This is a genomic window from Rhodovarius crocodyli (assembly GCF_004005855.1).
Classification (GTDB): Bacteria; Pseudomonadota; Alphaproteobacteria; order Acetobacterales; family Acetobacteraceae; genus Rhodovarius; species Rhodovarius crocodyli.
In genome coordinates, this window is record NZ_SACL01000002.1 from 157,376 (window position 1) to 182,118 (window position 24,743).

The following is a 24,743-nucleotide window of genomic DNA, read 5'->3' on the forward strand; positions in this document are numbered from 1 at the left end:
GAAAAGCAGGGGCTCTGGCCGCAAGGCCAGGGCCCTTTTTCATGCGCGGTTAACCGCGCGGCCGCAGGCTTGGGCCATGTGGCTGTTCTTGCTTCTACTTGCTGCGGTGCCGGCACAGGCCCAGCCCGCCTGCGGCCCGGCGCGGGAAGGACAGCTTGCCTGCATGGCCGGCCGGCTGTGCCAATGCCGGTATGAGACGGGCGGCACCCTGACGGGCCGCCCCTCTGCGCATCGCTGGGATTGCGGGCCGCTTCGGCCCGATTGCCGGCCGGACCCGCTGCCGGTGGCGCCGGGCCCGCCCATCACCTATGCGCCGTTTCCCGCCGCGCGACCCACTGGCAAGTAATCGCGCAGGCATTACTCTCCCGGTCAACGAAATACGGGAGATGTCCATGCAACGCCGCATCCTGCTGTCCACCCTGCTGGCCACACCCGCGCTGGCGCAGCCCGCCTGGCCTGAACGGCCCGTGCGCATCGTGGTGCCGGACGGTGCGGGCGGCGGCAATGACACCACCGCGCGTGTCTTCGCCATGCAGCTTGAACGTGTGTTCAACCTGGGTTTCCCGGTGGACAACCGGGCCGGCGGCGGCGGGCGGATCGGGGTCGAGCACGTCTATCGCTCCGCGCCGGACGGCGCGACGCTGCTGCTGGGGAATGCGGGGTCCAACGGCATCAACGGCGCGCTGTACCGTGACCTGCCCTATGACCTGACGGCCGATTTCACGCCCATCTCCCTGCTGGTCACGGGGCCCAATGCGCTGGCGGTGAACCCGAAGGAATTGCCGGCGCGCGACGTGCCGGAACTGCTGCGGCTGCTGCGTGCGCGCCCGGCAGGCAGCGTGAACTACGCCTCGGCCGGGCCCGGCTCCTCGGCGCATTTCTCGATGGAGCTGTTCAAGGCCATGACGGGGCTCGACCTGACCCATGTGCCCTATCGCGGCGCGGCCGCCATGGCCCAGGCGGCCCAGGCCGGTGACACGCCCATCCTCATCGCCAACCTGGTCAACATCCAGCCGCTGATCGCGCGTGGAGACCTGCGCCTGCTGGCCGTCACCTCCCGCGAGCGCTGGCCCGGCACGCCCGATGTGCCGACGCTGCATGAAAGCGGGCTGGAGGGCTATGAGACCCTGGCCTGGAACGGGCTGTTCGGCCCGCCCGGCCTGTCGCCCGCCATCGGCCAGCGCCTGTTGCCGGAGCTTCGCCGCATCGCGACCCTGCCCGAGGTGCGCAGCCGCATCGCCGCCATCGGCGGCACGCTGGTGGTCAGTGACCCCGCGACGCTGACCGAGCGCGTCCGGGCCGATGTGGCCAAATGGCGCCGGCTGGCCGATCAGGCCGGGATCCGCCCTGAATGAGCCCGACCATCACCGCGCTGGAGTTCCATGGCGTCGCGGTCACGCCCAAGACCAACTGGTGCTTCGTGCTGCTGCGCACGGATGCGGGGCTGACGGGCCTCGGCGAATGCACGCTGGCCAATCAGGAGGGGCTGCTGGAGGCCGAGGCCCGGCGCATCGCGCCCGCGCTGGTCGGCCGGCCCGCGCTGGCGCGCAACAGGCTCGCGCGGCTGCTGCCGCATGCGCCGGGCGGTCTGGTGGCGCAGACCCTGCTCTCCGCCATCGAGCAGGCATTGTGGGACATCGCGGGCCAGGCGCTGGGCCAGCCCATCCATGCGCTGCTGGGCGGGGCTCTGAGAGAGGCGATCCCGCTCTATGCCAACATCAACCGCGGCACCAACCCGCGCACGCCCGAGGGCTTCGCCGCCGCCGCGCGCCGGGCGCTCGATGCCGGGTTCCGCGCCGTGAAGCTCGCGCCCTTCGACCCGATCGTGTGGGAGGACGCGGCCGACCCCGCCTGGCGCGCCGGCTATGCCCAAGGGCTGGCCCGCATCGCCGCCGTGCGTCAGGAGGTCGGTCCCGATATCGACGTGATGGTGGATGCGCATTGGCGCTTCTCGCCCGGCGGCGCGGCAGGGTTGATCCGTGACGTGGCGCCGCTCGGCCTGTTCTGGCTGGAATGCCCGGTGGCCGAGGCCAACCACGCCGAGATCCGCCGCCTGCGCGGCATGGCCAATGAGCGCGGCATGCGGCTGGCCGGCGCCGAGACGCTCTCGGGACTGGCCGCCTATCGGCCCCTGATCGAGACCGGCTGCTATGACGTGCTGATGCCCGACATGAAGCATTGCGGCGGGCATGAGGAAATGCGCCGCATCGCCGCCCTGGCCCTGACGGCCGGGGTGGAGATCGCGCCCCACAATCCCACGGGCCCGGTCTGCCACGCGCATTCCCTGCACGCCTGCGCCACCCTGCCCAACCTGCTGCCGCTGGAAGTGCAGTTCGGTGAGACGGAGCGCTTCTTCACCCTGTGCCGGGGGGCGTCCCTGCGCTTCGGGCAGGGTGAGGCGGCGGTGCCGGATGCGCCCGGATTAGGGCTGGTGCTGGAGGAAGGCGGCGAGCCGTGGCAGGTGCATGCGGCGCCATGGCTGGATCCGCGCCTCGGGTGAGGATGCAAGCCAGGGGGCGCTGCCCCCTGGACCCCCGGCAGGAGATAATATCTCCTGCACCTGATATGAGTTTGGTGCCTCTCCTGGAAAGGGGAGTGAAAATTTTATCATAAAAATCAATCATATAGAGATTGTGTGCCAGTATCCCCGGGGCCCAGGGCCGCTACGGTCCTGGCGGGGATGCAAGGGGCGGCGCCCCTTGCCGGGGTCTGGGGCAGCGCCCCAGGCTTCTCACCCCTCCAACCGCACATTCGCCAACCGGGCGACCTCGCCCCACTTCGCGATCTCGTTGCGGATGAAGTCCGCGAAGCCTTCCGCCGTCGTCGGGTCCGGCACGGCGCCCATGGCGTTGATGCGCCCCGCCACGGCCGGGTCGCGCAGGATGGCCACAACGTCGCGGTTCACCTTCTGGATGATCGCGGGCGGCGTGCCGGCCGGAACCACGATGCCGGACCAGCCCGCGCCGTCGAAGCCGGGCAGGATGGTCTCGGCCAGGGTGCGGACATCGGGCATCGCCTCGATGCGGCGCGCCGTCGTCACGGCCAGGACCCGGGCGCGGCCGTCGCGCACATGGGGCAGGGCGCTGGCGGTGCTGTCGAACATCAGCTGGACGTTGCCCGCGATCAGGTCCGCGATCGCCGGCCCCGATCCGCGATAGGGCACATGCGCCATCTTCACCCCGGCGCGGTGGGCGAACATCTCGGCCGTCATGTGCTGGCTGGTGGCCGGCCCCGCGGAGGCGAAGGGGAAGTTCTCGTTCGCCTTCAGGAACGGCACCAGCCCCTCGATGTCGCGCACCTGGAAGCCGGGGTGCACGATGATGCACAGCGGCGTCATGAAGATGTTGGTCACCGCCGCGAAGTCGCGCTGCGCGTCATAGGGCAGGCGCGGCACGACGGAAGGGTTGATGCCGATGGTGCCGGAGGTGCCGATGCCCAGCGTGTAGCCGTCGGCGGGCGCCCGGGCCACGGCCTCCATGCCCACCGCGCCGGCCCCGCCCGCGCGATTCTCCACCACCACGCGCTGCGGCCAGCGCGCCGAAAGTTGATCAGCCACCACGCGCGCGAACACATCCGCCGCCTGGCCGGGCGGGAAGGGCACCAGCATCCGCACGGGGCGGTTCGGGAAATCCTCCTGTGCCAGCGCTGGCGCTGCGATCAGGGCAGGCGCGCACAGCGCCGCCCGGCGGGTGATGAGCATGGCTTCCTCCAGTGTTCGTTGCGCCCAGATTGCCCCACCAAACTTGCCAGCACCACCCGTCATGGGCAGGCTCCCCAGCCGGAAACGCAAATGGGGGATCACATGAACCGGCTCGACATCGCGGTGCTGCCCGGGGATGGCATCGGCGTGGAAGTGACGGACGCGACGCTCGCCGTTCTGCGCCACGTGACGGAGCGCCACGGCATCGGCATGCGCTTCACGACGCTGAAGGCAGGCGCCTTCGCCTATCAGGAAACCGGCGAGGCCATGAGCGAGGAGGTGTTTGAGCGCGCCGCCCAGGCCGATGCCATCCTGCTCGGCGCCATGGGCTGGCCCGGCATCCGCATGGCGGACGGCACGGAGATCGCGCCGCAGCTCGACCTGCGGTTCCGGCTGGGGCTGTATGCGGGGGTGCGGCCGATCCGCGCCATTCCGGGGCTGGCCACCGTGCTGGCCAACCCGCGCGCGGCGGAGATCGACCTGGTCATCATCCGCGAAAGCACGGAGGGGCTGTTCTATTCCCGCGACAAGGGGGTGGTGACGGGCGGCTTCGCCGAGGAGATCCTGCGCATCACGCGGCCCACGACGGAACGGCTGGCGCGCTTCTCCTTCGAACTCGCCCGGCAGCGCAAGAAGCCCGGCGGCGGCGTCACGCTGGTGGACAAGGCCAATGTGTTCCGCGCCTTCGCCTATATGCGCTCGATCTTCGAGGAAGTGGCGATCGAGAACCGCGACATCGCCTTCGGCAGCCACTACGTCGATGCGATGGCGCTGGATTTCGTGCGACGCCCCTGGGATTTCGACGTGCTGCCGACCGAGAACATGTTCGGCGACATCCTGTCCGATCTGGGCGCGGGGCTGATCGGCGGCATGGGCTTCGCGCCCAGCGCCGATATCGGTGACGCCCATGCGGTGTTCCAGCCGAGCCACGGCACGGCGCCCGACATCGCGGGCAAGGGCATCGCCAACCCCACCGCCATGATCCTCTCGGGGGCCATGATGCTGGACTGGCTGGCCGTGACGCGGGACGGCGGCCAGGCCTGCCGGGATGCGGCGGCCGAGATCCGCGCGGCGGTCGACAAGGCCTTCGGCGCCGGGCTGCGCACCCCGGACATCGGCGGCCCCGCCGGCACCAAGGCGGTGACGGATGCCGTGATCGAACATCTGAAGTGAACCGCAGGGCGCTGCTGCAGGGCGTCGCGGCCGCGGCGGGCACCGGTGCGGCGCTGGCGGTGCTCGGCGCGCTGTCGCCGGCCGCCGCCATGCCGCCGCGCCCGGCGCTGCCCCGGCTGGACGGCAAGCGTGCCCTGGTGCTGGGCGCGGGCATCGCGGGGCTTGTCAGCGCGCTGGAACTGCACCGCGCGGGTGCCGAGGTGCTGGTGCTGGAGGCCTCGCCGCGCCTGGGCGGGCGCTCGCTGACGCTGCGCGCGGGCGACGTGGTGCGCGAGGATGGCGGCCCCGCCCAGACCGTGGCCTTCACCCGCGACAGCGGCCTGTATTTCAACGCGGGGCCCGCGCGCATCCCGCATCATCACCAGGGTATCCTGGGCTATTGCCGGGAACTGGGCGTGCGGCTGGAGGTGCTGGTCAATGAGAACCGCGCCGCCCGCATCCAGGACCATGCGCTGGGCCAGGTGAAGGCCGACCTGCGCGGGGTGGTGGCGGAGCTGGCGACCAAGGCGCTCGGCGCGGGCCTGCTGGACGCCCCCGTGACGGACGCCGAGCGCGAGCGCCTGCGCGCCATGCTGCGCAATTTCGGCGCGCTGGACCGGCAGGGGCGGTATCGCGGCACTTCCCGCGCCGGCTGGGCCGAGACACCTGGCATGACCGAGGGCCGCCGGCGTGAACCCTTGTCGCTGGCCGCGCTGTCGGACCCGTCGCTATGGGCCAGCGCCGACTTCGCGGAGGGCGTGAACTACGCCGCCACCATGCTGGCGCCCGTGGGCGGAATGGACCGCATCGCGGCCGCCCTGGCCGCCGCCCTGCCGCCCTTCGCGGTGCGGCTGACCACACCCGTCACCGGCATCGACCCGGCCCAGGGCATCGTGCGCCTGGCCGATGGCCGAACCGAACAGGGTGATATCGTCATCGCCACCCTGCCGGCGCCCATCCTGGCGGCGCTGCCGGGGCTGTCACCCGAGCGGCGGGATGCGCTGGCGGCCGTTCCGCAGGCGCCATCGGCCAAGCTGGCCATCGAGGCCCCGCGCTTCTGGGAATGGCAGGGGCTGTATGGCGGGATTTCCTGGCTGCCGGGCAAGACCGTGACCCAGGCCTGGTATCCCTCCCACGGCTTCCATGCCGTGCGCGGCGTCATGGTCGGCGCCTATATCTGGGAGGAGGAGAAGGTGCTGCGCTTCGCGGCCCTGCCGCCCGAGCAGCGTGCCGACCTGGCCCTGGGCGAGCTGGCCACGATCCACCCCGAACTGCCTGATCTGGCGCGCGCCCCGGTCTCCGTCGCCTGGAACCGCATGCCCTGGGCACGCGCCGCCTGGGCCGAATGGCCACCCGGCGCGCGTGAGGCCGCGCTGCCGCGGCTGACCGCGCCCGAAGGCCGGCTGATCCTGGCGGGAGATTGGCTCAGCGCCCTGCCCGGGTGGCAGGAAGGCGCGGTGGCGAGCGCCTGGGCGGGGTTGGGGAAGGTGGGGGAGCAGGGGCTCCGCCCCTGAGCCCCGCCAAGGGCTCTGCCCCCCTTTGTCCCTTCCCCAAACTTTCAGATATTGATGGGGGTCCAGGGGCCCCAGGCTCCTGGCGGGGGTGCCGGGGGCAGCGCCCCTGGCTGGGGGTTCGGGGGCGAAGCCCCCAGTGCGCCCTACTGCCCCATCCCGACCCCAAGCCCGCGCAGCGCGGCCTTGGGGCTGACATGCTCGGCCGCGGCCAGGCGGGCCACCGTCTCGGCCGAGGCATCCTGGCCATGGGCGTTGGCGAACAGTCCGGTCATGGCCCACAGGCCGTCGATACCCGCGGCCTCGGCGCCCATCAGGTCCGTGTGGGGGGTGTCGCCCACGGCCACGATGCGATGCTTCGGAATGCCGTCCAGCAGCGCCAGGGTGGGGCCGTAGACGCTGACGTCGGGCTTGCCGATCTCCAGCACCTCGCCGCCGAATTCGCGGTACACATCCGCCAGCGAGCCCGCGCAGATCAGCTTCTCGCCCTGGACCATCACATGGCGGTCAGGGTTCACGCAGACCATGGGCAGGCGCGCGTCGAAGCAGCGCTTCAGCACCGGGCGGTAGGGCTCGGCCGATTTGCTGCCGTGGTCGGGGTCGGGGCCGGTGTTGAGCAGGAAGTCGGCCACCTCGGGGCTCGGCACCAGCTCGGCGGCGCCGTCCTCCACCACCGAGAGGTCACGCTCGGGGCCGATATGGAAGGCGCGGCCGACGAAGCGCGGGTCCTGCCGGGCCTTCAGCGTCAGCCAGGTGGCCTCGCCGCTGGACATGGTGCCGACATAGACGTCGCGCGGGATGCCCATGCCGGCCAGCATGTTGTCGATGAACCAGGAACGGCGGGGGGCGTTGGTCAGGAACACCACGCGCTTGCCGGCGGCCTTCATGGCGGCCAGGGCCTCCAGCACGCCGGGGTACGGCTTGCGGCCGTCATGCACCACGCCCCACAGGTCCAGCACATAGCCGTCATAGTCGCCGAAGGTCTCGGCGATGCTCTCGATGATCTTCACGAATCGGCTCCCACCGCCTGTTCGATGCTGGTCAGCCCGTCGCGCGCCAGCAGGCGGGCGAGCCCGTCCAGCAGCGTCGGCACCAGCGCCGGCCCGCCATAGGCGAACCCCGTGTAAAGCTGCACCAGCGAGGCGCCGGCGCGGATCTTGGCATAGGCCTGTTCCGGGGTCGCGATCCCGCCCACGCCGATGAAGATCAGCCGGCCGGCGGCGTGGCGATAGGCGGCGCGGAGCACTTCGGTGCTGCGCTCGAACAGCGGCTGCCCCGACAGGCCGCCCGCCTCCTTCGCCTGGGCCGAGCGCAGGGTCGCGGGGCGGGCGATGGTGGTGTTGCTGATGATGATGCCGGCCACGCCGCGCGCGATGCACACGTCCAGGATGCCGGGCAGGGCCTCATCCGCCAGATCGGGCGCCAGCTTCACCAGGAAGGGCACGGTGCGGGCGGGCATCGCATCCAGGATGCGGGCCAGCGCCTCCTCGCCCTGCAGGTCGCGCAGGCCCGGGGTGTTGGGGGAGGAGATGTTGATGGTCACGTAATCGGCGAAGGGGGCGAGCTGGGCATACAGCGCCGGGTAGTCCCGCACCGGGTCGCCGCCTTCCTTGTTCACGCCGATATTGGCGCCGAAGATGCCGGGCAGCGGGCGCGGCAGGGCCTTCACATTCGCCAGATAGGGCGCCAGCCCCTGGGTGTTGAAGCCCATGCGGTTGATGACGGCCGCGTCTTCCTCCAGCCGGAACATGCGCGGGCGCGGGTTGCCCGGCTGCGGCTGCGGGGCGACGGTGCCGGCCTCCACGAAGCCGAAGCCCAGCTTCAGCAGCGGCACCACGGCGGTGGCGGCCTTGTCGAAGCCCGCCGCCAGCCCGATGGGGTTGGCGAAGCGCATCCCCATCACGGTGGTCGCGAGCGCGGCGTGCCGGTCCGGGGCGCTGCCCCCGGCCAAGCCCAGGCCCAGCGCCTTCAGCGCGAGCCCATGGGCGGTTTCGGCATCGAACAGCCGCATCAGCGGCATGAGGGCGGAGGCAAGGGCGGGGGTCATCGCCGCCGGGCATGCCAGAGACGCGCCCGCTGGGGAAGCCTGCAACCGCCATCACCTGCTATGGGCGGGGCGTGAGGGGACCCATCTATCTGATGCTCGGCATCTTCCTGTTCGGGATGCTCGATGCGAACAGCAAAATGCTGTCAGGCCGCTACAGCGCCATGGATGCGCTGTTCTTCCGCTATGCCGTGCTGGTGGGGCTGATCCTGGCCGTGCGGGCCGTCATGCCCGGGGCGGGCGGTCCGCTGGCCACGCGGCACCCCTGGCTGCACCTGCTGCGCGCGGTCAGCGCCTTCGGGTCGGGCATCCTGTTCTTCCACACCTTCCGCCTGCTGCCGATGGCGCATGGCTACATGATCTTCTTCACCGCGCCCTTCATGATCCTGGCCATCACCCGGCTGTGGCTGAAGGAGCCCGTGCCGGCTTCCGCCTGGGCCTGGTGCGGGGTGGCCTTCGGCGGCGTGATGCTGGCGGTGGGGCCGCAGCTGGCGGGTGGCGCCAGCCTGCTGGGGGTGGCCGCGGCGCTGGCCGGCACGCTGACCTATGCCATCGTCGTGACGATCAACCGCCGCCTGCGCACCGAGGGCGGCTTCGCCCGGCTGATCCTGTGGCCCGCCGTGCTGGGGCTGGCGGTGGCCACGCCGGTGGTGGCGCTGGAACTGTCCATGCCGCCCGTGACGGACCTGCTGGCGCTGTCGGTGAACGGGGTGCTGGCGGGGGCCGCCACGGTCGCGCTGGCCGCGGCGTTCCGCCACGCGACCCCCGCGCGGCTGGCGCCCTTCGAATTCATCGTGCTGCCGCTGTCGATCGGCTTCGACTGGTTCCTGTTTGCCAAGCCGCCCGAGGCGATGCTGGTGCTGGGCGGCGTGGTGGTGGTGGTGGCCTGCGTGATGAGCGAGCGGGCGGTCAGGCGCTGAGGCCCGCGGCAAAAATGCCGCCGCCAGCCTTATCACCGCCCCGGTCGCCCCCAGATGCTGCCCGAGCATTCCGCACACGCGACCTGAATGAGGTGATCCGATGGCATCGAGAAACCCCGCTGAAAGCCTGCCGGCCGGTTATGAGCCGGCGAAGGTCTGGCGCTGGGAGCCGGGCAATGGCGGCGCCTTCGCCGGCACCAACCGCCCGATCGCGGGCGCCACGCATGACAAGGAGCTGCCGGTCGGCAAGCACCCGCTGCAGCTGTATTCCCTGGCCACGCCGAACGGCATGAAGGCCTCCATCATGCTGGAGGAGCTGCTGGAAGCCGGGCATGCCGGGGCGGAATACGATGCCTGGCTGCTGCGCATCGACGGCAACCAGTTCGGCTCGGGCTTCGTGGCGGCCAACCCCAATTCCAAGATCCCGGCCCTGATGGACCACGCCCCGAAGGGCGGCGGCGCGCCGGTCCGGGTGTTCGAATCCGGCTCCATCCTGCTCTATCTGGCCGAGAAGTTCGGCAATGCCTTCCTGCCCGCCGATACGGCCGGACGTGCCGAGACCCTGAACTGGCTGTTCTGGCAGATGGGATCGGCGCCCTTCATGGGCGGCGGCTTCGGCCATTTCTATGCCTATGCGCCGATGCACATCCAATACGCCATCGACCGCTACGCGATGGAGACCAAGCGCCTGTTCGACGTGCTGGACCGCCGCCTGGCGGAAACCCGCTTTCTGGCGGGCGATGCCTACACCATCGCCGACATCGCGGCCTGGCCCTGGTTCGGGGGCATGGCGCTCGGTGAGTATTACGGCGATGCCGCGACCTTCCTGGACCTGCAGAGCTACACGCATGTCCGGCGCTGGACGGCGGAGATCGCCGCCCGCCCGGCGGTGAAGCGCGGCAAGATGGTCAACCGCGCCTGGGGCGAGCCCTCCGGCCAGCTGCATGAGCGGCACGACGCCGCCGACTTCGCCACCAGGACGGCCGACAAGCTGGGCTGAGGCGGCTCACGCCGGGGCCTGGCCCCGGCGCCTTACTCCTCCGGCCGGAAGCCGCTGTCGCGCACGATCGGGCCCCATGTCCGGGTTTCCGCCTCGATGCGGCTGGCGAAGGCATCGGCGCCCATATGGGCGGCCAGGAACTCGCGCTCCTCAAGGCGCGGCTTCAGATCGGCGTCCTGGCTGATCTGCCCGAGCAGCCCGTTCAGCGCCGATACCAGCGCGGCGGGCGCGCGGGCGGGCAGGAAGATGCCGAACCACTCGTCGAAGGACAGCTGCGGGAAGCCCGCCTCGATGAAGGTCGGCACCTCCGCCAGGCGCGGCAGGCGGGTGGCGTTGGTGTGGGCCAGCATGCGCAGGCGGCCGGCGCGCACATGCTCCGTCTGGTCGCCGATCACGTTGAAGGAGGCCGGGATCTGCCCGCCCAGCAGGTCCGCGATGGCGGGCGCGGCGCCGCGATACGGCACGTGAGAGACCTCGATGCCCGCCGCCTTGCCCAGCACCACCCCCGCGAAATGCGGCATGGAGCCCGCGGCCGGCGAGGCATAATGCAGCCCGCCGCGCTGCTTCGCGAAGGTCACGAGGTCGGCCACGCTGTTCACGCCCGCGGCACCCGGGCCCACCGCCAGGCCGAAGGGATACAGCACCACGGGTGAGATCGGCGTCAGGTCGCGCGCCGGCACATAGCGCAGGCGGTCCCCATACAGGTGCGGATAGATGGTCACCATGCTGGCGGGCGTGATCAGCAGGGTGGTGCCGTCATTCTCGGCCTGCTGCATCGCCTCGATCGCCAGGCGGCCGGCGGCGCCGACGCGCTGTTCCACCACCACCTGCGGCGCCCAGCTGCCGCGCAGCTTCTCGGCCAGCATGCGGGCGACCACATCGACCGTGCCGCCGGCGGGAAAGCCCACCAGGATGCGGGCGGTGCGGGCCACGGGGGTCTGGGCGCGGGCCAGCGACGGCAGCGCGAGCGGCGCGCCCAGCAGGGCGCGGCGGGCGAGATGGATCATGGTTTCCTCCTGCGCGAAGCAGTAGCGGGCGGCAGCCTTCAGGCCAAGCCGTGAAGCGCCTTGGAAACCAGGGCTTTCACATGCGCCTCGTCCGGCCGGGCGCCCAGGAACAGGATGCGGTAGATGATGGGGGCCATCACCCCGTCGATCAGCGATTCTGTGCCAGGAGAGAATTCGCCGCGCAGTTGGGCGCGCAGGGTCAGCGTGTCCAGCGCCTCACGCAGATAGACGCAGCACTGGAAGGCCTGCTCGCCGGAGGCATTGGCCGCCAGCACGTCGCGCAGCATCGCCTGGCCGGGGGTGGAGGCATATTCATCGGCGATCTGCTCGGCCCAGGCCTCCAGGTCGCCGCGCAGCGTGCCCGTGTCGGTGGGCGGCGTGTCGGGGCGCAGGCGCTCGACCGCCACATCCGCCAGCAGTTCCGACAGCTCTCCCCAGCGGCGATAGAGGGTGGAGGGCGTGACCCCGGCCTCGGTCGCGATCATCGGGAAGGTGATCTCCGCCCGGTCATGCCGGGCCAGCAGGGCGCGCACCGCCTGATGCACAGAGGCCTGCACCCGCGCGCTGCGCCCCCCGGGCCGTAGCTGTTCTTTCCTGACCATGGGCCTCACATGGCATGTCGCTCGACAAAATCAAATTCTTTGCTTTAAGTTTTGTGCGGCGCACCCAGATAAACGCAAATCCTTTGCGTTAGGCCGTCCGATGCCCCTCTCGTCCTCCAGCGCCACCGCCTATCACGCGGCGGGGCTGATCACCTTCTTCGCGCTGGGCGCCGCCCCCACGCCCATCTACCGGCTGTATCAGGAGGCCTGGGGCTTCTCGCCGCTGACGCTCACGCTGGTGTTCGGCATCTATGCGGTGGCGCTGCTGGCCTCGCTGCTCACGCTCGGCAGCCTGGGCGACCATCTGGGCCGCAGGCCCGCGATCGCCCTGGCGCTGGTGCTGCAGATCCTCAGCCTGACGCTGTTCATCGAGGCGGACGGCGTGCCCATGCTGCTGGCGGCGCGCATCGTGCAGGGCATTTCCACCGGCATCGCCGGCAGCAGCTTCGGTGCCGCGCTGATGGACAGCAGCCCCAGCCGCGGCCCGGGCCTGAACAGCATGGCGCCGCTGTTCGGCCTGACGGTCGGCATCGTCCTGACCGGTGTGCTGGTGCAGTTCGCGCCCTTCCCGACACGGCTGGTCTTTGTGCTGATGCTGCTGGCCTGCCTGGGGCTGCTGCTGTTGCTGGCCCGGGTGCCGGAGACGGTTCGCCACCCCCGCCGCCCGCCACTGGCCGCCCTGCTGCCGCGCATCGCCATCCCCGAGGCCGCGCGCCGGCCGTTGCTGCTGGGCACGCCCATCATCGTGACCGTCTGGGCCACGGGCGGGCTGTACCTGTCGCTGATGCCTTCGCTGCTGCGGGCCGCCACCGGCAGTTCCTCGGCGCTGGTCGGTGCCGGGGCGGTGTCGCTGCTCACGCTGTTCGGGCTGTTGGGCACGCGGGTGGCGCGGCGGCTGCATACCGGCCAGATCCTGCGGCTCGGCGCCCTCTGCCTCTCGATAGGGCCGCTGGTGGTATTGGCCGGCGTGGCGCTGGGCTCGATGCCCGTCATCGCGCTGGGCAGCGCCATAGCGGGGCTGGGCTTCGGCGGGTCCTTCCTGGGCGTCATGGGCTGGGTCATGCCCTTGGGCGGGGCCGAGGGCCGGGCCGGGCTGCTCTCGGCCTTCTATGTCATCAGCTATCTGGCCTTCTGCGTGCCGGCCATGCTGGGCGGGCTGGCGGCGGGAGAGTTCGGGCTGGTGCCGGCGATCTGCGGCTATCTGCTGGGTCTGTCGGCACTGGGGGCCACGGCGCTGGCGACGGCCTGGCGGCGATAACTTGTCCGGACAGGGGGCCTTGGCCTCCTGCCCCGCCCCGCGCAAAATGCCCCCGTTCCAAGAAAGGCGAGGGCACCAATGCCACGCACGATGTTCGACAAGATCTGGGACAGCCGCGTGGTGGCTGATCTCGGGGAAGGCTGGTCGCTGCTGTATCTCGACCGGGTTCTGCTGCACGACCTCTCGGGCGGCCGCGCGATCCGGGAGGTGGTTGAGGCCGGCCACGGCATCGCCGAGCCCGAGAAGGTGTTCGCGACCCCGGACCATGCCGTCTCCTCCCGCCCCGGCCGCGATGGGGAGACCTTCGCCGGCGGCGCGCTGCTGGTGAATTCGCTCCGCGACACCACGCGGCAGACCGGCGCGCATTTCTTCGACATCGGCCAGAAGGGCCACGGCATCGTGCATGTCATGGCGCCGGAACTGGGCATCGTGCTGCCGGGCCTGACCCTGGCCTGCGGCGACAGCCACACCTGCACCAATGGCGGGCTCGGGTGTCTGGCCTTCGGCATCGGCGCCAGCGAGCTGACCCATGCGCTGGCGACGCAGACCCTGCCGCAGCGCCGGCCGCGCACCATGCGGATCCGCTTCGAGGGCGAGCGCCCGGCGGGCGTCACCGCCAAGGATATGATCCTGGCCGCGATCGGTCGCCTCGGCGCCGCGGCCGGTACCGGCTATGCCATCGAATATGCCGGCAGCGCGGTGCGGGCGCTCTCGGTCGAGGAACGGCTGACGCTGTGCAACCTGTCGATCGAGATGGGCGCCAAGATCGGCATGGTCGCACCGGATGAGACCACCTTCGCCTGGATCAAGGGCCGGGACTTCGCGCCCAAGGGCGCGTTGTGGGAAGCGGCGCTGGCCGATTGGCGCGATGTGCCCTCCGACCCCGGGGCGGTGTTCGATGCCGACCACCTGATCCCGATGGAGGAGATCGCGCCCCAGATCACCTGGGGCACCAGCCCCGCGCAGACCGCGCCCATCACCGGCCATGTGCCGGATGCGGCCGATGCCAAGGCGCTGGACTATATGGGCCTGCAGCCCGGACAGAAGCTGATCGGCACCAAGGTGGATTGGGTATTCATCGGCAGCTGCACCAATTCGCGCCTGTCCGACCTGCGCGCGGCGGCGGAGGTGATCCGGGGCCGGCGCAAGGCCGATCACGTCACCGCGTGGGTGGTGCCGGGCAGCGAGGCCGTGAAGCACGCCGCCGAGGCCGAGGGGCTGCACGAACGCTTCCTGGAAGCAGGCTTCGAATGGCGTGAACCCGGCTGCGCGCTGTGCGTGGCCGCGAACGGGGAAAGCGTGCCGTCGGGCGCGCGCTGCGTCTCCACCAGCAACCGCAACTTCGTGGGCCGCCAGGGCACCGGGGCGCGCACGCATCTGGCCAGCCCCGCCATGGCGGCGGCCGCGGCCATCGCCGGGCAATTCGTCGACGTCAGGGGGTTCTGATGACCATGCAGCCCTTCACCACCATCACCGATGTCGCCGTGCCCTATCTGCACGCCAATGTGGACACCGACGTCATCATCCCGATCCAGCGCCTGCTTGGCACGACCAGCGACGGGCTCGGCCCCTTTGCCTTCGAGCGCCTGCGCTACAACGCCGATGGCTCCGACAACCCGGACTTCCTGCTGAACCGGCCGGAGTACAAGGGCTCTGGCATCCTGATGGCGGCCGAGAACTTCGCCTGCGGGTCATCGCGCGAAGGCGCGGTGTGGGCGCTGATGGGCATGGGTGTGCGCTGCGTGATCGCGCCCAGCTTCGGCGACATCTTCTTCTCCAACTGCTTCCAGAACGGCATGCTGCCGGTGCGCCTGCCGATCGAGGTGATCCGCCGGATCGCGGAGGAAACCGAGGCCAGCCCCGGCAACGCCCGCACCACCGTCGATCTGGCGCGGCGCGTGGTCATCACCCCCACCGGCGCCGAGATCCCCTTCGAGGTGGATGCGCGCCGGCGGGAGGCCCTGCTCGAAGGCCTCGACGACATCTCCCTCACCAAGCGCCACGCGGAGGCCATCGCGGCCTGGCGCGCGAAGGACCGCGCGGCGCGGCCCTGGGCTTCCGAAGGACTTTCCCGATGATCAGGATCCTGGTTCTGCCCGGCGATGGCGTGGGCCCCGAAGTGACGCGCGAGGCGCTGCGGGTGCTGCGCTGGTTCATCGACCATCGCGGGCTGAAGGCCGAGATCACCGAGCGCGATTTCGGCCTGGTGAACTGGCAGAAGCACGGCACCATGATGCCCGACGAGACCTGGGCCCGCATCGAGGAAGCCGACGCCATCCTGTTCGGTGCCGTGGGCACGCTGGACCAGAAGGCCGTGCCCGCCGAGGAACGCCGCAAGGGCGGGCTGCTGCGCATCCGCAAGTCGCTCGACCTGTTCGCCAATATCCGGCCCGTGCGCATGCCGCGCGCGCTGCTGGAGACCAGCCCCTACAAGCCCCGCGTGATCGAGGGCGTGGATCTGTGCTTCGTGCGCGAACTGACGGCGGGGATGTATTTCGGCACCCCGCGCGGCGTGACCGGCGAAAGCCCGGACCGGCGCGGCGTGAACACCCATTCCTATACGGAAGCCGAGATCGCCCGCGCCGCGCGCTTCGCCTTCGAGCTTGCCCGCACGCGCCGCAACCACGTGACCAGCGTGGACAAGGGCAATGTGATGGAGGCGGGTGCGCTGTGGCGCGATGTCGTGACCGGCATCCATGCGGCCGAGTATGCGGATGTGGAGCTGCGCCACCTGCTGGCCGACAATTGCGCCATCCAGCTCTCCCGCGCGCCGCGCGGCTTCGACGTGATCGTGACGGACAATCTGTTCGGAGACCTGCTGAGCGATGCGGCGGGCGCCATCATCGGATCACTCGGCATGCTGCCCTCGGCCGCGCTGTCGGCGCCCGACGCCGCCGGGCGCCGCCGCGCGCTGTATGAGCCGATCCACGGCAGCGCGCCTGACATCGCGGGGCAGGGGGTGGCCAACCCGCTGGGCGCCATCCTGTCCGTGGCACTTCTGCTGCGCCATTCGGCCGGCATGCCGGCCGAGGCGGCGCTGCTGGAACGCGCGGTCGAATCCGCCCTGGACGGCGGCGCCCGCACTGCCGACATCGCGGCCCCCGGCGAGGCGGTGCTGCGCACGGAGGCCATGGCGCAGGCCGTTCTGGACCGACTGATACATGACAAAACATGAAGATCGGCGGGTCGTTGATGAAACATGATAAATGTCGAGGAAACTTTTTCGATAGCATGAAGAAAGGCGGCAACTGCCTAAAACACGATAAGTATACAGACGCATGAATTAGCGGACCCGGTGGTATCCCGAAGGGAACATCCCTTCGGAGGCGCATTGTGGCTCGTGTATATGCAGATGCCAGTACGGCACTCGATCTCGAGCGGGATCAGATCCTGCGGCAGGAAGCCATCCTGTTTTCCACCGGCTCACGCAGCGAGAGCTACGCGATGGGCACCTACGCCCTGGCCGGCGGTTCCACCCTCACGACCGAGTTGCGCGGCGTGGGCTTCACCTATGACAGCACCGGCAAGCTGACGGGCGGCACCATCGTCGATGCCCGCATTCTGACGGCGGGCGGCGGCGTCGCCTTCATGGCGGACCAGCTGACGGTGCCCGCCGCCTCCTTCGGCACCGTGGGCAATGCCGCGCTGCTGGCGGGGGCGGACACCATCATCGGTTCCTCGATGGCGGACCGGCTGTTCGGCTATGGCGGCGACGACATCATGGTGGGCGGCGCCGGCAACGACCTGGTGCAGGGCGATGACGGCAATGACGTGCTGTCGGGCAATGACGGCGACGACACGCTGATCGGCGGCGCGGGCGCGGACCTGCTCTATGGCGATGCGGGCAACGACGTCCTCTCGGGCAATGGCGGCGACGACCGGCTGGAGGGCGGCGCGGGCAACGACACGCTCTATGGCGATGACGGCAACGACACGCTGGTGGGGGGCCTCGGCAACGACATGCTGCTGGGCGGCGCCGGCGACGACATGATCTCCGGCAATGAGGGCGACGACATCGTCACCGCCGGTGCCGGCAACGACAAGGTCTGGGGGGACACCGGCAACGACGTCATCTCGGGCAATGAGGGCGATGACCGGCTGGAGGGCATGGCCGGGGACGACACGCTGTATGGCGATGGCGGCAACGACATGCTGATCGGCGGCGCGGGCAACGACCGGGTCGAGGGCGGTGCCGGCAATGACGTGCTGTCGGGCAATGACGGCAACGACATCATCGTGGGCGGCAGCGGCGACGACTACGGCTATGGCGATGCCGGCGACGACATCCTCTCGGGCAATGACGGCGCTGACCGACTGGTGGGCGGCGCCGGTGCCGACACGCTCTATGGCGACGACGGCAACGACATCCTGGTCGGGGACGGCGCGGGCGTCACGGGTGACGGCAACAACGACATCATCCATGGCGGCGCCGGCGAGGACCTGATCTCGGGCAATGTCGGCGACGACACGCTGTATGGCGAGGCCGACAACGACACCATCTACGGCGATGAAGGCAACGACGTCATCTATGGCGGCGACGGCGATGACACCCTGTTCGGTGGTGACGGCGACGACATCATCTATGGCGGCGCGGGTGCCAACTACCTGGATGGCGGTGCCGGCAACGACACCTATGTGGTCGATGTCGTGCCCGGCCTGCCGCTGGAATTCCTCGACACCATCAACTTCAACCCGGTCGAGGACACGCTGATCCTCAACATCCCCGACCAGGAGAACAACACCCTCCAGCTCAGCGTCAGCCTGCAGGGGCTGGGCGTCTTCGCCGACCTGAACGGCGACGGCACCAATGACCTGGTGATCACCCTGCCCATCCTGAGCCTGGTGGGCGGGACGGAGCTGCTGAACGGGCTGCTGGGGGAAAGCGGCCTCGTGAACCTCGGCGATGCGATGGCCGGCGTGACGGGCCTGCTGAGCGGCCTGCTGAACGGCGAGACGGGGGTGCTGGGCACGCTGCTCGGTTCCAACGGGCTGCTCGGCCAGTTGCTGGGGCCGGACAATGTGGTGACCGGGCTGCTGAACACGCTGGTCGGCCCCGACGGGCTGGTCGGCGGTGCGCTGGACGGGCTGATCGGCACCGATGGCCTGCTGGACGGGCTGCTGGGGGCGGGCGGGCTGCTCGACCTGAACTCCGCGCTCAACGGCGGCGGCGGCATGCTGAGCGGGTTGCTGGGCGAGGGCGGGCTGCTGGGCAGCGACCTGCTGGCGGGGCTGACGGGCAGCGACGGCCTGCTGGGCAGCATCCTGGGCGGCAACCTGCTGGATGGCGGCCTGCTGGACGGCGTGTTCGGCGAGAACGGCCTGCTGACCGGCCTGCTCGGCAGCACGCTGGGCGGCGATGGCGGCCTGCTGGGGGGTGACCTGCTGGGCGGCCTGCTCGGCACGGACGGGCTGGTGGGCGGCCTGCTGGGCGACAACGGCCTGGTCGGCAACCTGCTGAACGGCCTGCTGGGCGACAACGGGCTGCTGGACGGGCTGCTGGGCGGCAATGGCGGGCTGCTGGACGGCCTGCTGGGCGGCAACGGAGACCTGCTGGACGGGCTGCTGGGCGATGGCGGCCTGTTGGGCGGCCTGCTCGGCGACGGCGGCCTGCTGAGCGGCCTGCTCGGCGACAACGGCGCGCTGACCGACCTGCTGGGCGGGCTTCTGGGCGGTGACACGCTGGACGGCCTGCTGGGTGACGGCGGGCTGCTGGGTGGCCTGCTGGGCAATGACGGGCTGCTGGGCGGCCTGCTGGGCGACCTCAACCTGTTCGGCTGAGGCATTCGGAAGGGGAAGGCCCCGTGCCTTCCCCTTCTTCCTTCCCCCTCCCACAACCGCACGGAGTATTTCCGGTGACTGCGATCAAGCCCATGTCGCCCCGGCCGCGTGTTGCCGTGGTGATCGTGACCCGGAACCGCCCCCAGGAACTCCGCCGCCTGCTGCTGCAGCTGGAGCACCAGTCCCTGCCGCCCTCTGACGTCATCGTGGTGGACAACGGCGACTGCCCGTTGACGGCGCGGCTGTGCATCGATGCCGCCGTCCTGCACCTGCGCTCGGAGGCCAATCTGGGGGGCGCCGGCGGCTTCGCGCTGGGGTCGCTGATGGCGCTGGCGCGCGGGGCCGAATGGCTCTGGCTGTGGGACGATGACGGCTGGCCGCGAGAGGCCGATTGCCTGGCATGGCTGCTCGACCGGCAGCGCCAGGGCGGTGCGGCCATCGTCTCGCCCCTGGTGCTGGATGCCGAGAACGCGGCGCTCTGCGCCTTTCCCTTCCGCCTGGGCGGGCGGCGATTGCTGGCGCGGATGGATATCCAGCGCCGCCCCGTCATCCAGGGCCAGGTGCATCTGTTCAACGGCGCGCTGATGCCCGCCGCCACCTTCCACCGCTTCGGCATGCCCGACACCCGGCTGTTCATCCGGGGCGACGAGGTGGATTTCATGCTGCGCGTGATGCGCGGCGGCGGACGGGTCGAGACGCTGACCGGCGCCACCGCCTGCCATCCCTCCGGCATGAAGGAGGCAAAGCCGGTACTGGGCGGGCTGCTGCTGGCCGCGGTTCCGCCCGATGAGCTGCGGCGCGGCATGATGTTCCGCAACCGCGCCCATGTTGCGCGGCTGCATCACCGCTGGGCGATGCTGGGCATCGATGTGCTGCGCTACGGCGCCTACTTCCTCGCGCGGCGGCAGCCCGACTGGGCAGGCTTCCGGCACTGGATCGCCTCGACCGGGCTTGGCCTGCGCGGGCGACTGGGCGGTCCCGCCGTTACGGCCGCCGCCGCGAACCCGCCGCCGGCGGCCGCTCCCGCCCTCAAGGCCACGGTCCATCACCATGCTTGACGCCGCTTCCTCCCTGGGGCTCGCCCCCTTGCCGACCCAGGCCGGGGCCCGCATCGCCGCGCGCTCGGCATCCTGGAACCGCGCGGGGCCGGAGCCTGTGCTGTCCGTGGTGGTGCCGGCCTTCCGCACGCGCCCCTGGCTGCGGGTGGCGCTGGACAGCCTGGTGCCCGCCATGCCCCAGCGGGTCGAGGTGATCGTCGTGCATGACGGCGGCGATGACGGCGCGCTGGAACTGGCCTGCGGCTGGGTCACCGCCGCCCCCATGCGGGCGCTGGTGCTGGACCAGGCGAACCGGGGCCTGTCGGCCGCGCGCATGACCGGCGCGGCCCATGCCTCCGGGCGCTGCCTGGCTTTCCTCGACAGCGACGACATCGCGGATATCGCGGTGCTGCTGCGCATGGCCGCCGACATCCAGGAACGCGACTGCGACATCGTGCTCTGCCGCTCCGCCGTGCTGGACGGTGAGAGCCTGCAGGCCTGGCCCTTCTATGACGCCTGGCTGTGGGACCGCATCATGCAGGGGGCCGAGTTCCGCCGCGTGAACGTGACGCGGGAGCCCCGCCTGATGCGGCTGGAACCCAACGCCAACCCGCGGGTGATGCGGCGCTCCTTCTTCGAGGGCAAGGGCCTCGACTTCCCCGAGGGCCGCCTGTTCGAGGACATGCCCGCCCATGTCCGCGCCCTGCTGGCCACCCAGCGGATCGGGCTGCGCGGAGAGGTGGGCTACCTCTATCGTGTCAACCGTCCGGGCAAGATCACGGATGAACGCAGCGCGCGCCGGATGGACGCGCTGGTCACCTGCCGCATGGCCATGCAGGCCGCGCGCGATGCCCGCATCGAGGACCCGGCCGGGGCGGAGCTCGCCCTCGCGCTGCTGCGCATGCTGTTCTGGTGCGGGCAGAACATCACGGCCGGCCATCGCCGGCATTTCTTCACCGAGGCGGCGGCGCTGTTCGCGGCGATGCCGGCGGGCTGGCTCGATACCCCCGCGCCGTCGGGCGTGTCCCAGCGCGATGCGACATTGCTGGCGGCCTTCCGCCATGGCGATGCCGGGCTGCTGGAGGATTTCGCCACCCCTCGCCGGCCGCGCCTGAAGCCCGTGCTGCGCTTCCTGCTCGGCCGCCACGGCGCGCAGGGGCGCCGCCACGCGCGCGCCTGGCTCCGGCACCGGCTTTCCCCCCTGTTCCGCAGGAGCACGCCATGAACCCGCATCCGCAGCAGCTGCGCCGCGCGATCGCCGTCCTCCAGGGGCTGGGCGCCGACCCGCGCATGCTGGAGGACGATGCCTGGCGCACAGGCCACGGCTATTACGGCGCGCTGGCCTGGCCGATGGCCGCCGACGGGCAGCCCACGGTGCTGCTGCTCGGCGCGCGGTCGGGGCTGGAGGCGCAGCTGCAGTTCATGCGCTGCGCCGAGACCCGGGTGATCGTGGTCGAGCCCTTCACCGGCCGAAACCCGGTGCTGTCCGGGCTGCGGCGCCTGTGGCCGAACCTGCAGGTGGTGTCCGATGTCGCGGCCGCGCGCGGCCTTCTGGCCGGCCGCGCGCCCGACCTGGTGCGGGTGGACGGCACGCGGCACACGCTGGATGAGCTGCGGGCGCTGCTGGAAGGCACGCGCTGCGGCCATCTGTGCGGCGTGTTCACCGATGCCTGGGCGGACCCCATCGCGCTGTACCGCCTCAGCCGGGACGAACTGGCGCGCAGTTTCTTCTGGCGCGACGACCAGCGCCGGCACAGCTTCGGCAGCGACCGCGGCCCGGCGGCGGTCGAGGTCTCCGTCGTCGTTCCCGCCTACAAGGTCTCGGCCTGGCTGGACGAATGCCTGGACAGCCTGGCGAGCCAGACGCTGGAGCGGCTGGAGGTGATCGTCGTCAATGACGGCTCCCCGGACGACACCGGCGATGTGGCCGATGGCTGGGCCGCGCGCTTTCCGGGCCGCATCCAGGTCATCCACAAGCAGAACGGGGGCTGCGCCTCCGCCCGCAACGCGGGGCTCGCCGCCGCGCGCGGGGAGTTCGTGGGCTTCGCGGACGGCGATGACTGGGTGGACCCGGCGATGTTCGCCGAGTTGTACCGCGCGGCCATCCTGTCCGGCGCCGACGTCGCCCAGTGCGGCTATGCCGAGGCCTGGGCCGATGGCAGCTACACCAGCCATCGCGGCGCGCCCGAGGGCATCGGCGACTGGCCGCATGTGACGGAGGACACCGTCGCCCTGCTGACGGAGCGCCCCACGATCTGGCGGCGCATCTACCGCCGGGACATGTTGGCGCAGAACGGTATCATCTTTCCCGACCACGTCGCACGCTTCGACGACCTGCCCTTCCAGTTCGAGGCGCTGCTGCGCGCGCGTCGCGTCGCGATGGTGCCGGAGGCCTGGTATTTCTACCGCCAGGGCCGCCCCGGCCAGACCATCGGGGTGCGGGATGAGCGCCTGTACGTCCATTTCCCGATCTTCGACTGGATCTGGGAACGGGTGATGCCCTCGGCCACCGCCCGGGTGGAGGCGCAGTTCCAGCGGGTCGTGATGAACACCCATGCCTGGGCGATGGAGATGCTGCTGCCCGAGCATCGTGCCGGCTACCGGGCGCTGATGCGCGCGCAGATGGCCCGGCAGCGCCTGCATCTGGGGCGGCTGGACCTGCTCAGGCTCGGCCTGCGCGCCGGCAGGCTCGGCATCGTCGGCCCCTCGCTGGTCACGAAGGGGCAGGCCGATGCCGCTTGATGCCGCCAACCTCAATGCCCGCTTCTGCGTGGTGGGCGCGGGCTTCAGCGGGGCCATCATGGCGCGCGGCCTGGCAGAGGCGGGCATGCCCGTCCTCGTCATCGACGAGCGCGACCACGCCGCCGGCAACTGCCACACGGAGCGCGACGCGGCCACGGGCGTGATGGTCCATCGCTATGGCCCGCACATCTTCCACACCGGCAACCGGCGCGTGTGGGACTATGTGAACAGCCACGGCCGCATGCGCCCCTATGTGAACCGGGTGAAGGCCACAACGGGCGGGGCGGTCTATTCGCTGCCGATCAACCTGCACACCATCAACCAGTTCTTCGGCCGCACCATGGGCCCGGCCGAGGCCCGCGCCTTCATCGCCGCCCAGGCCCGCGCCGACATCACCGACCCGCAAAGCTTCGAGGAACAGGCACTCAGCATGGTGGGCGAGAAGCTCTACCGCGCCTTCTTCCACGGCTATACCCGCAAGCAATGGGGCTGCGAGCCCGCCGAACTGCCGGCCTCCATCCTCAAGCGCCTGCCGCTGCGCTTCAACTACGACGACAACTACTTCGCACACCCGTATCAGGGCATGCCCCAGGACGGATACAGCGCCATCGTCGCCTCCATCCTGGACCATCCGGGCATCGAGCTGCGGCTGGCCTGTTCCTTCGAGGATCTGGAGGAGGGCTTCCGCCACATCTTCTACACCGGCCCGATCGACCGCTATTTCCGGCACGAACAGGGGCATCTGCCCTATCGCAGCCTGCGCTTCGAACGGTTCGAGGCGCAGGGCGATTTCCAGGGCACGGCGGTGATGAACTACTGCGACGAGGCCGTGCCCCATACCCGCATCGCCGAGCACAGGCATTTCGCCCCCTGGGAGGCCGAGGGGCTGGAGCGCACGGTGTGCTTCCGCGAATACAGCCAGGCCTGCGGCAGGAACGACACGCCCTATTACCCCGTGCGCCTGCTGGCGGAACGCCGCACCCTGTCGCGCTATGTGGAGCGTGCGGGGTCGGAGGCGGGGGTCTCCTTCCTCGGGCGGCTGGCCACCTATCGCTACATCGACATGGATGTCGCGATCCTGGAAGCGCTGGAGGCCGCCGACGCCACGGTGGCCGCGCTGCGCGAGGGCAGGGCACCCGCCGCCTTCCACACGGACCCGCTGGCATGAGCGCCCCGGTCCGCCTGTTCGACGCCGCGGCCCCGCGCCGGCGTGCCGAGGCGATGGAGGATCTGGCGCAGGGCTTCCTGCGCTTCCGCCTGGCCTGGGCGCTGGCGCGCGGGGACATCATGCACAAGTTCCGCGGCTCGTTGCTCGGGCCCTTGTGGATGAGCGTGACCACGGCCGTGATGCTGGGGGCGCTGGGCTTTCTCTACGCCCATCTGCTGCGGATGGAGGTGGCGGCATACCTGCCCTGGCTGGCCGTCAGCCTGATCCTGTGGAACCTGCTGGCACAGGGCATCACGGATGCCTGCGCCAGCCTGACGGCGGCCGAGGGGATCATCCGCCAGATGCCGCTGCCGCACAGCACCCAGGCGCTGCGCGTCGTGCTGCGCAGCGGGCTGGTGGCCGCGCACAACCTGCCGCTGATCCTGGGCGTGTTCCTGGTCTTCGGCTTCAACCCGGGCTGGATGGCGCTGCTGGCCGCGCCCGGCCTGCTGCTGGCGGCGGTCAACCTGTTCTGGCTGTCGCTGCTGCTGGGCATGCTCTGCGCGCGCTTCCGCGACGTGACGCAGATCGTGGCCGCCGTGCTGCAGCTGGCCTTCTTCGTCACGCCCGTGATCTGGCAGCCGTCCATGGTGGCCTGGATGCAGCCCTGGCTGCCGCTGAACCCGCTGTTCTGCCTGATCGAGCTGGTGCGGGAGCCCCTGATGGGACAGGCGCCCGGCTGGGGCGTGCTGGCGGGCGCCGCCACCTTCACCCTGCTGATCTGGGCGCTGGGCCAGGCGGTGTTCACCCGCTTCCGCGCCCGCGTGGCCTTCTGGGTGTAGCGC

The 24,743-nt window shown here is 70.7% G+C and carries 22 protein-coding genes; 17 read left to right on the forward strand and 5 right to left on the reverse strand.

What is annotated here, in order from left to right:
* The first annotated feature begins 76 nt into the window (after positions 1–76).
* Genes EOD42_RS06740 through EOD42_RS06750 form a run of 3 tightly spaced genes read left to right on the forward strand, consistent with a single transcriptional unit; the run spans position 77 to position 2,500 of the window.
* Positions 77–346 carry a hypothetical protein gene (locus tag EOD42_RS06740; protein ID WP_127786746.1) on the forward strand — a complete coding sequence of 90 codons (270 nt, stop codon included), beginning with the start codon at positions 77–79 and terminating at the stop codon, positions 344–346.
* A 46-nt stretch (positions 347–392) separates the two neighbouring features.
* Positions 393–1,355, forward strand: coding sequence for a Bug family tripartite tricarboxylate transporter substrate binding protein (locus EOD42_RS06745; RefSeq protein ID WP_240655017.1), 963 nt, complete (start codon positions 393–395; stop codon positions 1,353–1,355).
* On the forward strand, positions 1,352–2,500 hold the full coding sequence (locus tag EOD42_RS06750; RefSeq protein ID WP_127786748.1) for a mandelate racemase/muconate lactonizing enzyme family protein: 1,149 nt from the start codon (positions 1,352–1,354) through the stop codon (positions 2,498–2,500). The genes EOD42_RS06745 and EOD42_RS06750 overlap by 4 nt, the downstream gene beginning before the upstream one ends.
* 231 nt (positions 2,501–2,731) lie before the next feature.
* Here the strand turns inward: EOD42_RS06750 and EOD42_RS06755 are convergent, their stop codons facing one another.
* The gene (locus tag EOD42_RS06755; protein ID WP_127786749.1) at positions 2,732–3,700 is read right to left on the reverse strand and encodes a Bug family tripartite tricarboxylate transporter substrate binding protein; all 969 of its coding nucleotides are present in this window, start codon (positions 3,698–3,700) and stop codon (positions 2,732–2,734) included.
* A 102-nt stretch (positions 3,701–3,802) separates the two neighbouring features.
* Here EOD42_RS06755 and EOD42_RS06760 point away from each other — a divergent pair, with 102 nt between their 5' ends.
* Together EOD42_RS06760 and EOD42_RS06765 are read left to right on the forward strand one after the other, a co-directional pair.
* Positions 3,803–4,873, forward strand: coding sequence for an isocitrate/isopropylmalate dehydrogenase family protein (locus tag EOD42_RS06760; RefSeq protein ID WP_127786750.1), 1,071 nt, complete (start codon positions 3,803–3,805; stop codon positions 4,871–4,873).
* On the forward strand, positions 4,870–6,366 hold the full coding sequence (locus EOD42_RS06765; RefSeq protein ID WP_127786751.1) for a flavin monoamine oxidase family protein: 1,497 nt from the start codon (positions 4,870–4,872) through the stop codon (positions 6,364–6,366). The genes EOD42_RS06760 and EOD42_RS06765 overlap by 4 nt, the downstream gene beginning before the upstream one ends.
* A 143-nt stretch (positions 6,367–6,509) precedes the next feature.
* Here EOD42_RS06765 and EOD42_RS06770 read toward each other — a convergent pair whose 3' ends face one another.
* Together EOD42_RS06770 and EOD42_RS06775 are read right to left on the reverse strand one after the other, a co-directional pair.
* The gene (locus EOD42_RS06770; RefSeq protein ID WP_127786752.1) at positions 6,510–7,373 is read right to left on the reverse strand and encodes a TIGR01459 family HAD-type hydrolase; all 864 of its coding nucleotides are present in this window, start codon (positions 7,371–7,373) and stop codon (positions 6,510–6,512) included.
* Positions 7,370–8,410: a quinone-dependent dihydroorotate dehydrogenase gene (locus tag EOD42_RS06775; protein ID WP_127786753.1), complete on the reverse strand. Its 1,041-nt coding sequence runs from the start codon at positions 8,408–8,410 to the stop codon at positions 7,370–7,372. The genes EOD42_RS06770 and EOD42_RS06775 overlap by 4 nt, the downstream gene beginning before the upstream one ends.
* 71 nt (positions 8,411–8,481) lie before the next feature.
* Here EOD42_RS06775 and EOD42_RS06780 point away from each other — a divergent pair, with 71 nt between their 5' ends.
* A complete protein-coding gene (locus EOD42_RS06780) occupies positions 8,482–9,327 on the forward strand; it encodes a DMT family transporter (RefSeq protein ID WP_164867815.1) in 846 nt (281 codons plus the stop codon).
* A 100-nt stretch (positions 9,328–9,427) separates the two neighbouring features.
* Entirely contained in the window at positions 9,428–10,327 is a 900-nt protein-coding gene (gene yghU / locus EOD42_RS06785; protein ID WP_127786755.1) for a glutathione-dependent disulfide-bond oxidoreductase, read from the forward strand.
* Between the two features lie 32 nt (positions 10,328–10,359).
* On the opposite strand, the gene EOD42_RS06790 is transcribed toward yghU, so the two are convergent.
* Together EOD42_RS06790 and EOD42_RS06795 are read right to left on the reverse strand one after the other, a co-directional pair.
* A complete protein-coding gene (locus tag EOD42_RS06790; RefSeq protein WP_127786756.1) occupies positions 10,360–11,334 on the reverse strand; it encodes a Bug family tripartite tricarboxylate transporter substrate binding protein in 975 nt (324 codons plus the stop codon).
* 38 nt (positions 11,335–11,372) lie between these two features.
* Entirely contained in the window at positions 11,373–11,936 is a 564-nt protein-coding gene (locus tag EOD42_RS06795; RefSeq protein ID WP_127786757.1) for a TetR/AcrR family transcriptional regulator, read from the reverse strand.
* A 100-nt stretch (positions 11,937–12,036) separates the two neighbouring features.
* Here EOD42_RS06795 and EOD42_RS06800 point away from each other — a divergent pair, with 100 nt between their 5' ends.
* The 10 genes from EOD42_RS06800 to EOD42_RS06845 all read left to right on the forward strand — a co-directional run bounded on the left by EOD42_RS06800 (position 12,037) and on the right by EOD42_RS06845 (position 24,740).
* Positions 12,037–13,194, forward strand: a complete 1,158-nt coding sequence (locus EOD42_RS06800) for an MFS transporter (RefSeq protein ID WP_164867816.1) — start codon at positions 12,037–12,039, stop codon at positions 13,192–13,194.
* A gap of 78 nt (positions 13,195–13,272) precedes the next feature.
* Positions 13,273–14,640, forward strand: a complete 1,368-nt coding sequence (gene leuC, locus EOD42_RS06805) for a 3-isopropylmalate dehydratase large subunit (protein WP_127786759.1) — start codon at positions 13,273–13,275, stop codon at positions 14,638–14,640.
* Between the two features lie 5 nt (positions 14,641–14,645).
* Positions 14,646–15,272: a 3-isopropylmalate dehydratase small subunit gene (gene leuD / locus EOD42_RS06810; RefSeq protein WP_127787190.1), complete on the forward strand. Its 627-nt coding sequence runs from the start codon at positions 14,646–14,648 to the stop codon at positions 15,270–15,272.
* Positions 15,269–16,369, forward strand: a complete 1,101-nt coding sequence (gene leuB / locus EOD42_RS06815; protein WP_127786760.1) for a 3-isopropylmalate dehydrogenase — start codon at positions 15,269–15,271, stop codon at positions 16,367–16,369. Before leuD ends, leuB begins: the two co-directional genes overlap by 4 nt.
* 158 nt (positions 16,370–16,527) lie before the next feature.
* A complete protein-coding gene (locus EOD42_RS06820; protein WP_127786761.1) occupies positions 16,528–18,972 on the forward strand; it encodes a calcium-binding protein in 2,445 nt (814 codons plus the stop codon).
* Positions 18,973–19,046: 74 nt separating this feature from the next.
* Positions 19,047–20,030, forward strand: a complete 984-nt coding sequence (locus EOD42_RS06825; RefSeq protein WP_127786762.1) for a glycosyltransferase family 2 protein — start codon at positions 19,047–19,049, stop codon at positions 20,028–20,030.
* Positions 20,023–21,234, forward strand: a complete 1,212-nt coding sequence (locus EOD42_RS06830; protein ID WP_127786763.1) for a glycosyltransferase family 2 protein — start codon at positions 20,023–20,025, stop codon at positions 21,232–21,234. Before EOD42_RS06825 ends, EOD42_RS06830 begins: the two co-directional genes overlap by 8 nt.
* Positions 21,231–22,751: a glycosyltransferase gene (locus tag EOD42_RS06835; protein WP_127786764.1), complete on the forward strand. Its 1,521-nt coding sequence runs from the start codon at positions 21,231–21,233 to the stop codon at positions 22,749–22,751. The genes EOD42_RS06830 and EOD42_RS06835 overlap by 4 nt, the downstream gene beginning before the upstream one ends.
* Positions 22,741–23,919, forward strand: a complete 1,179-nt coding sequence (gene glf, locus EOD42_RS06840; protein ID WP_127786765.1) for a UDP-galactopyranose mutase — start codon at positions 22,741–22,743, stop codon at positions 23,917–23,919. The genes EOD42_RS06835 and glf overlap by 11 nt, the downstream gene beginning before the upstream one ends.
* Entirely contained in the window at positions 23,916–24,740 is an 825-nt protein-coding gene (locus EOD42_RS06845; RefSeq protein WP_127786766.1) for an ABC transporter permease, read from the forward strand. The genes glf and EOD42_RS06845 overlap by 4 nt, the downstream gene beginning before the upstream one ends.
* Positions 24,741–24,743 lie beyond the last annotated feature (3 nt).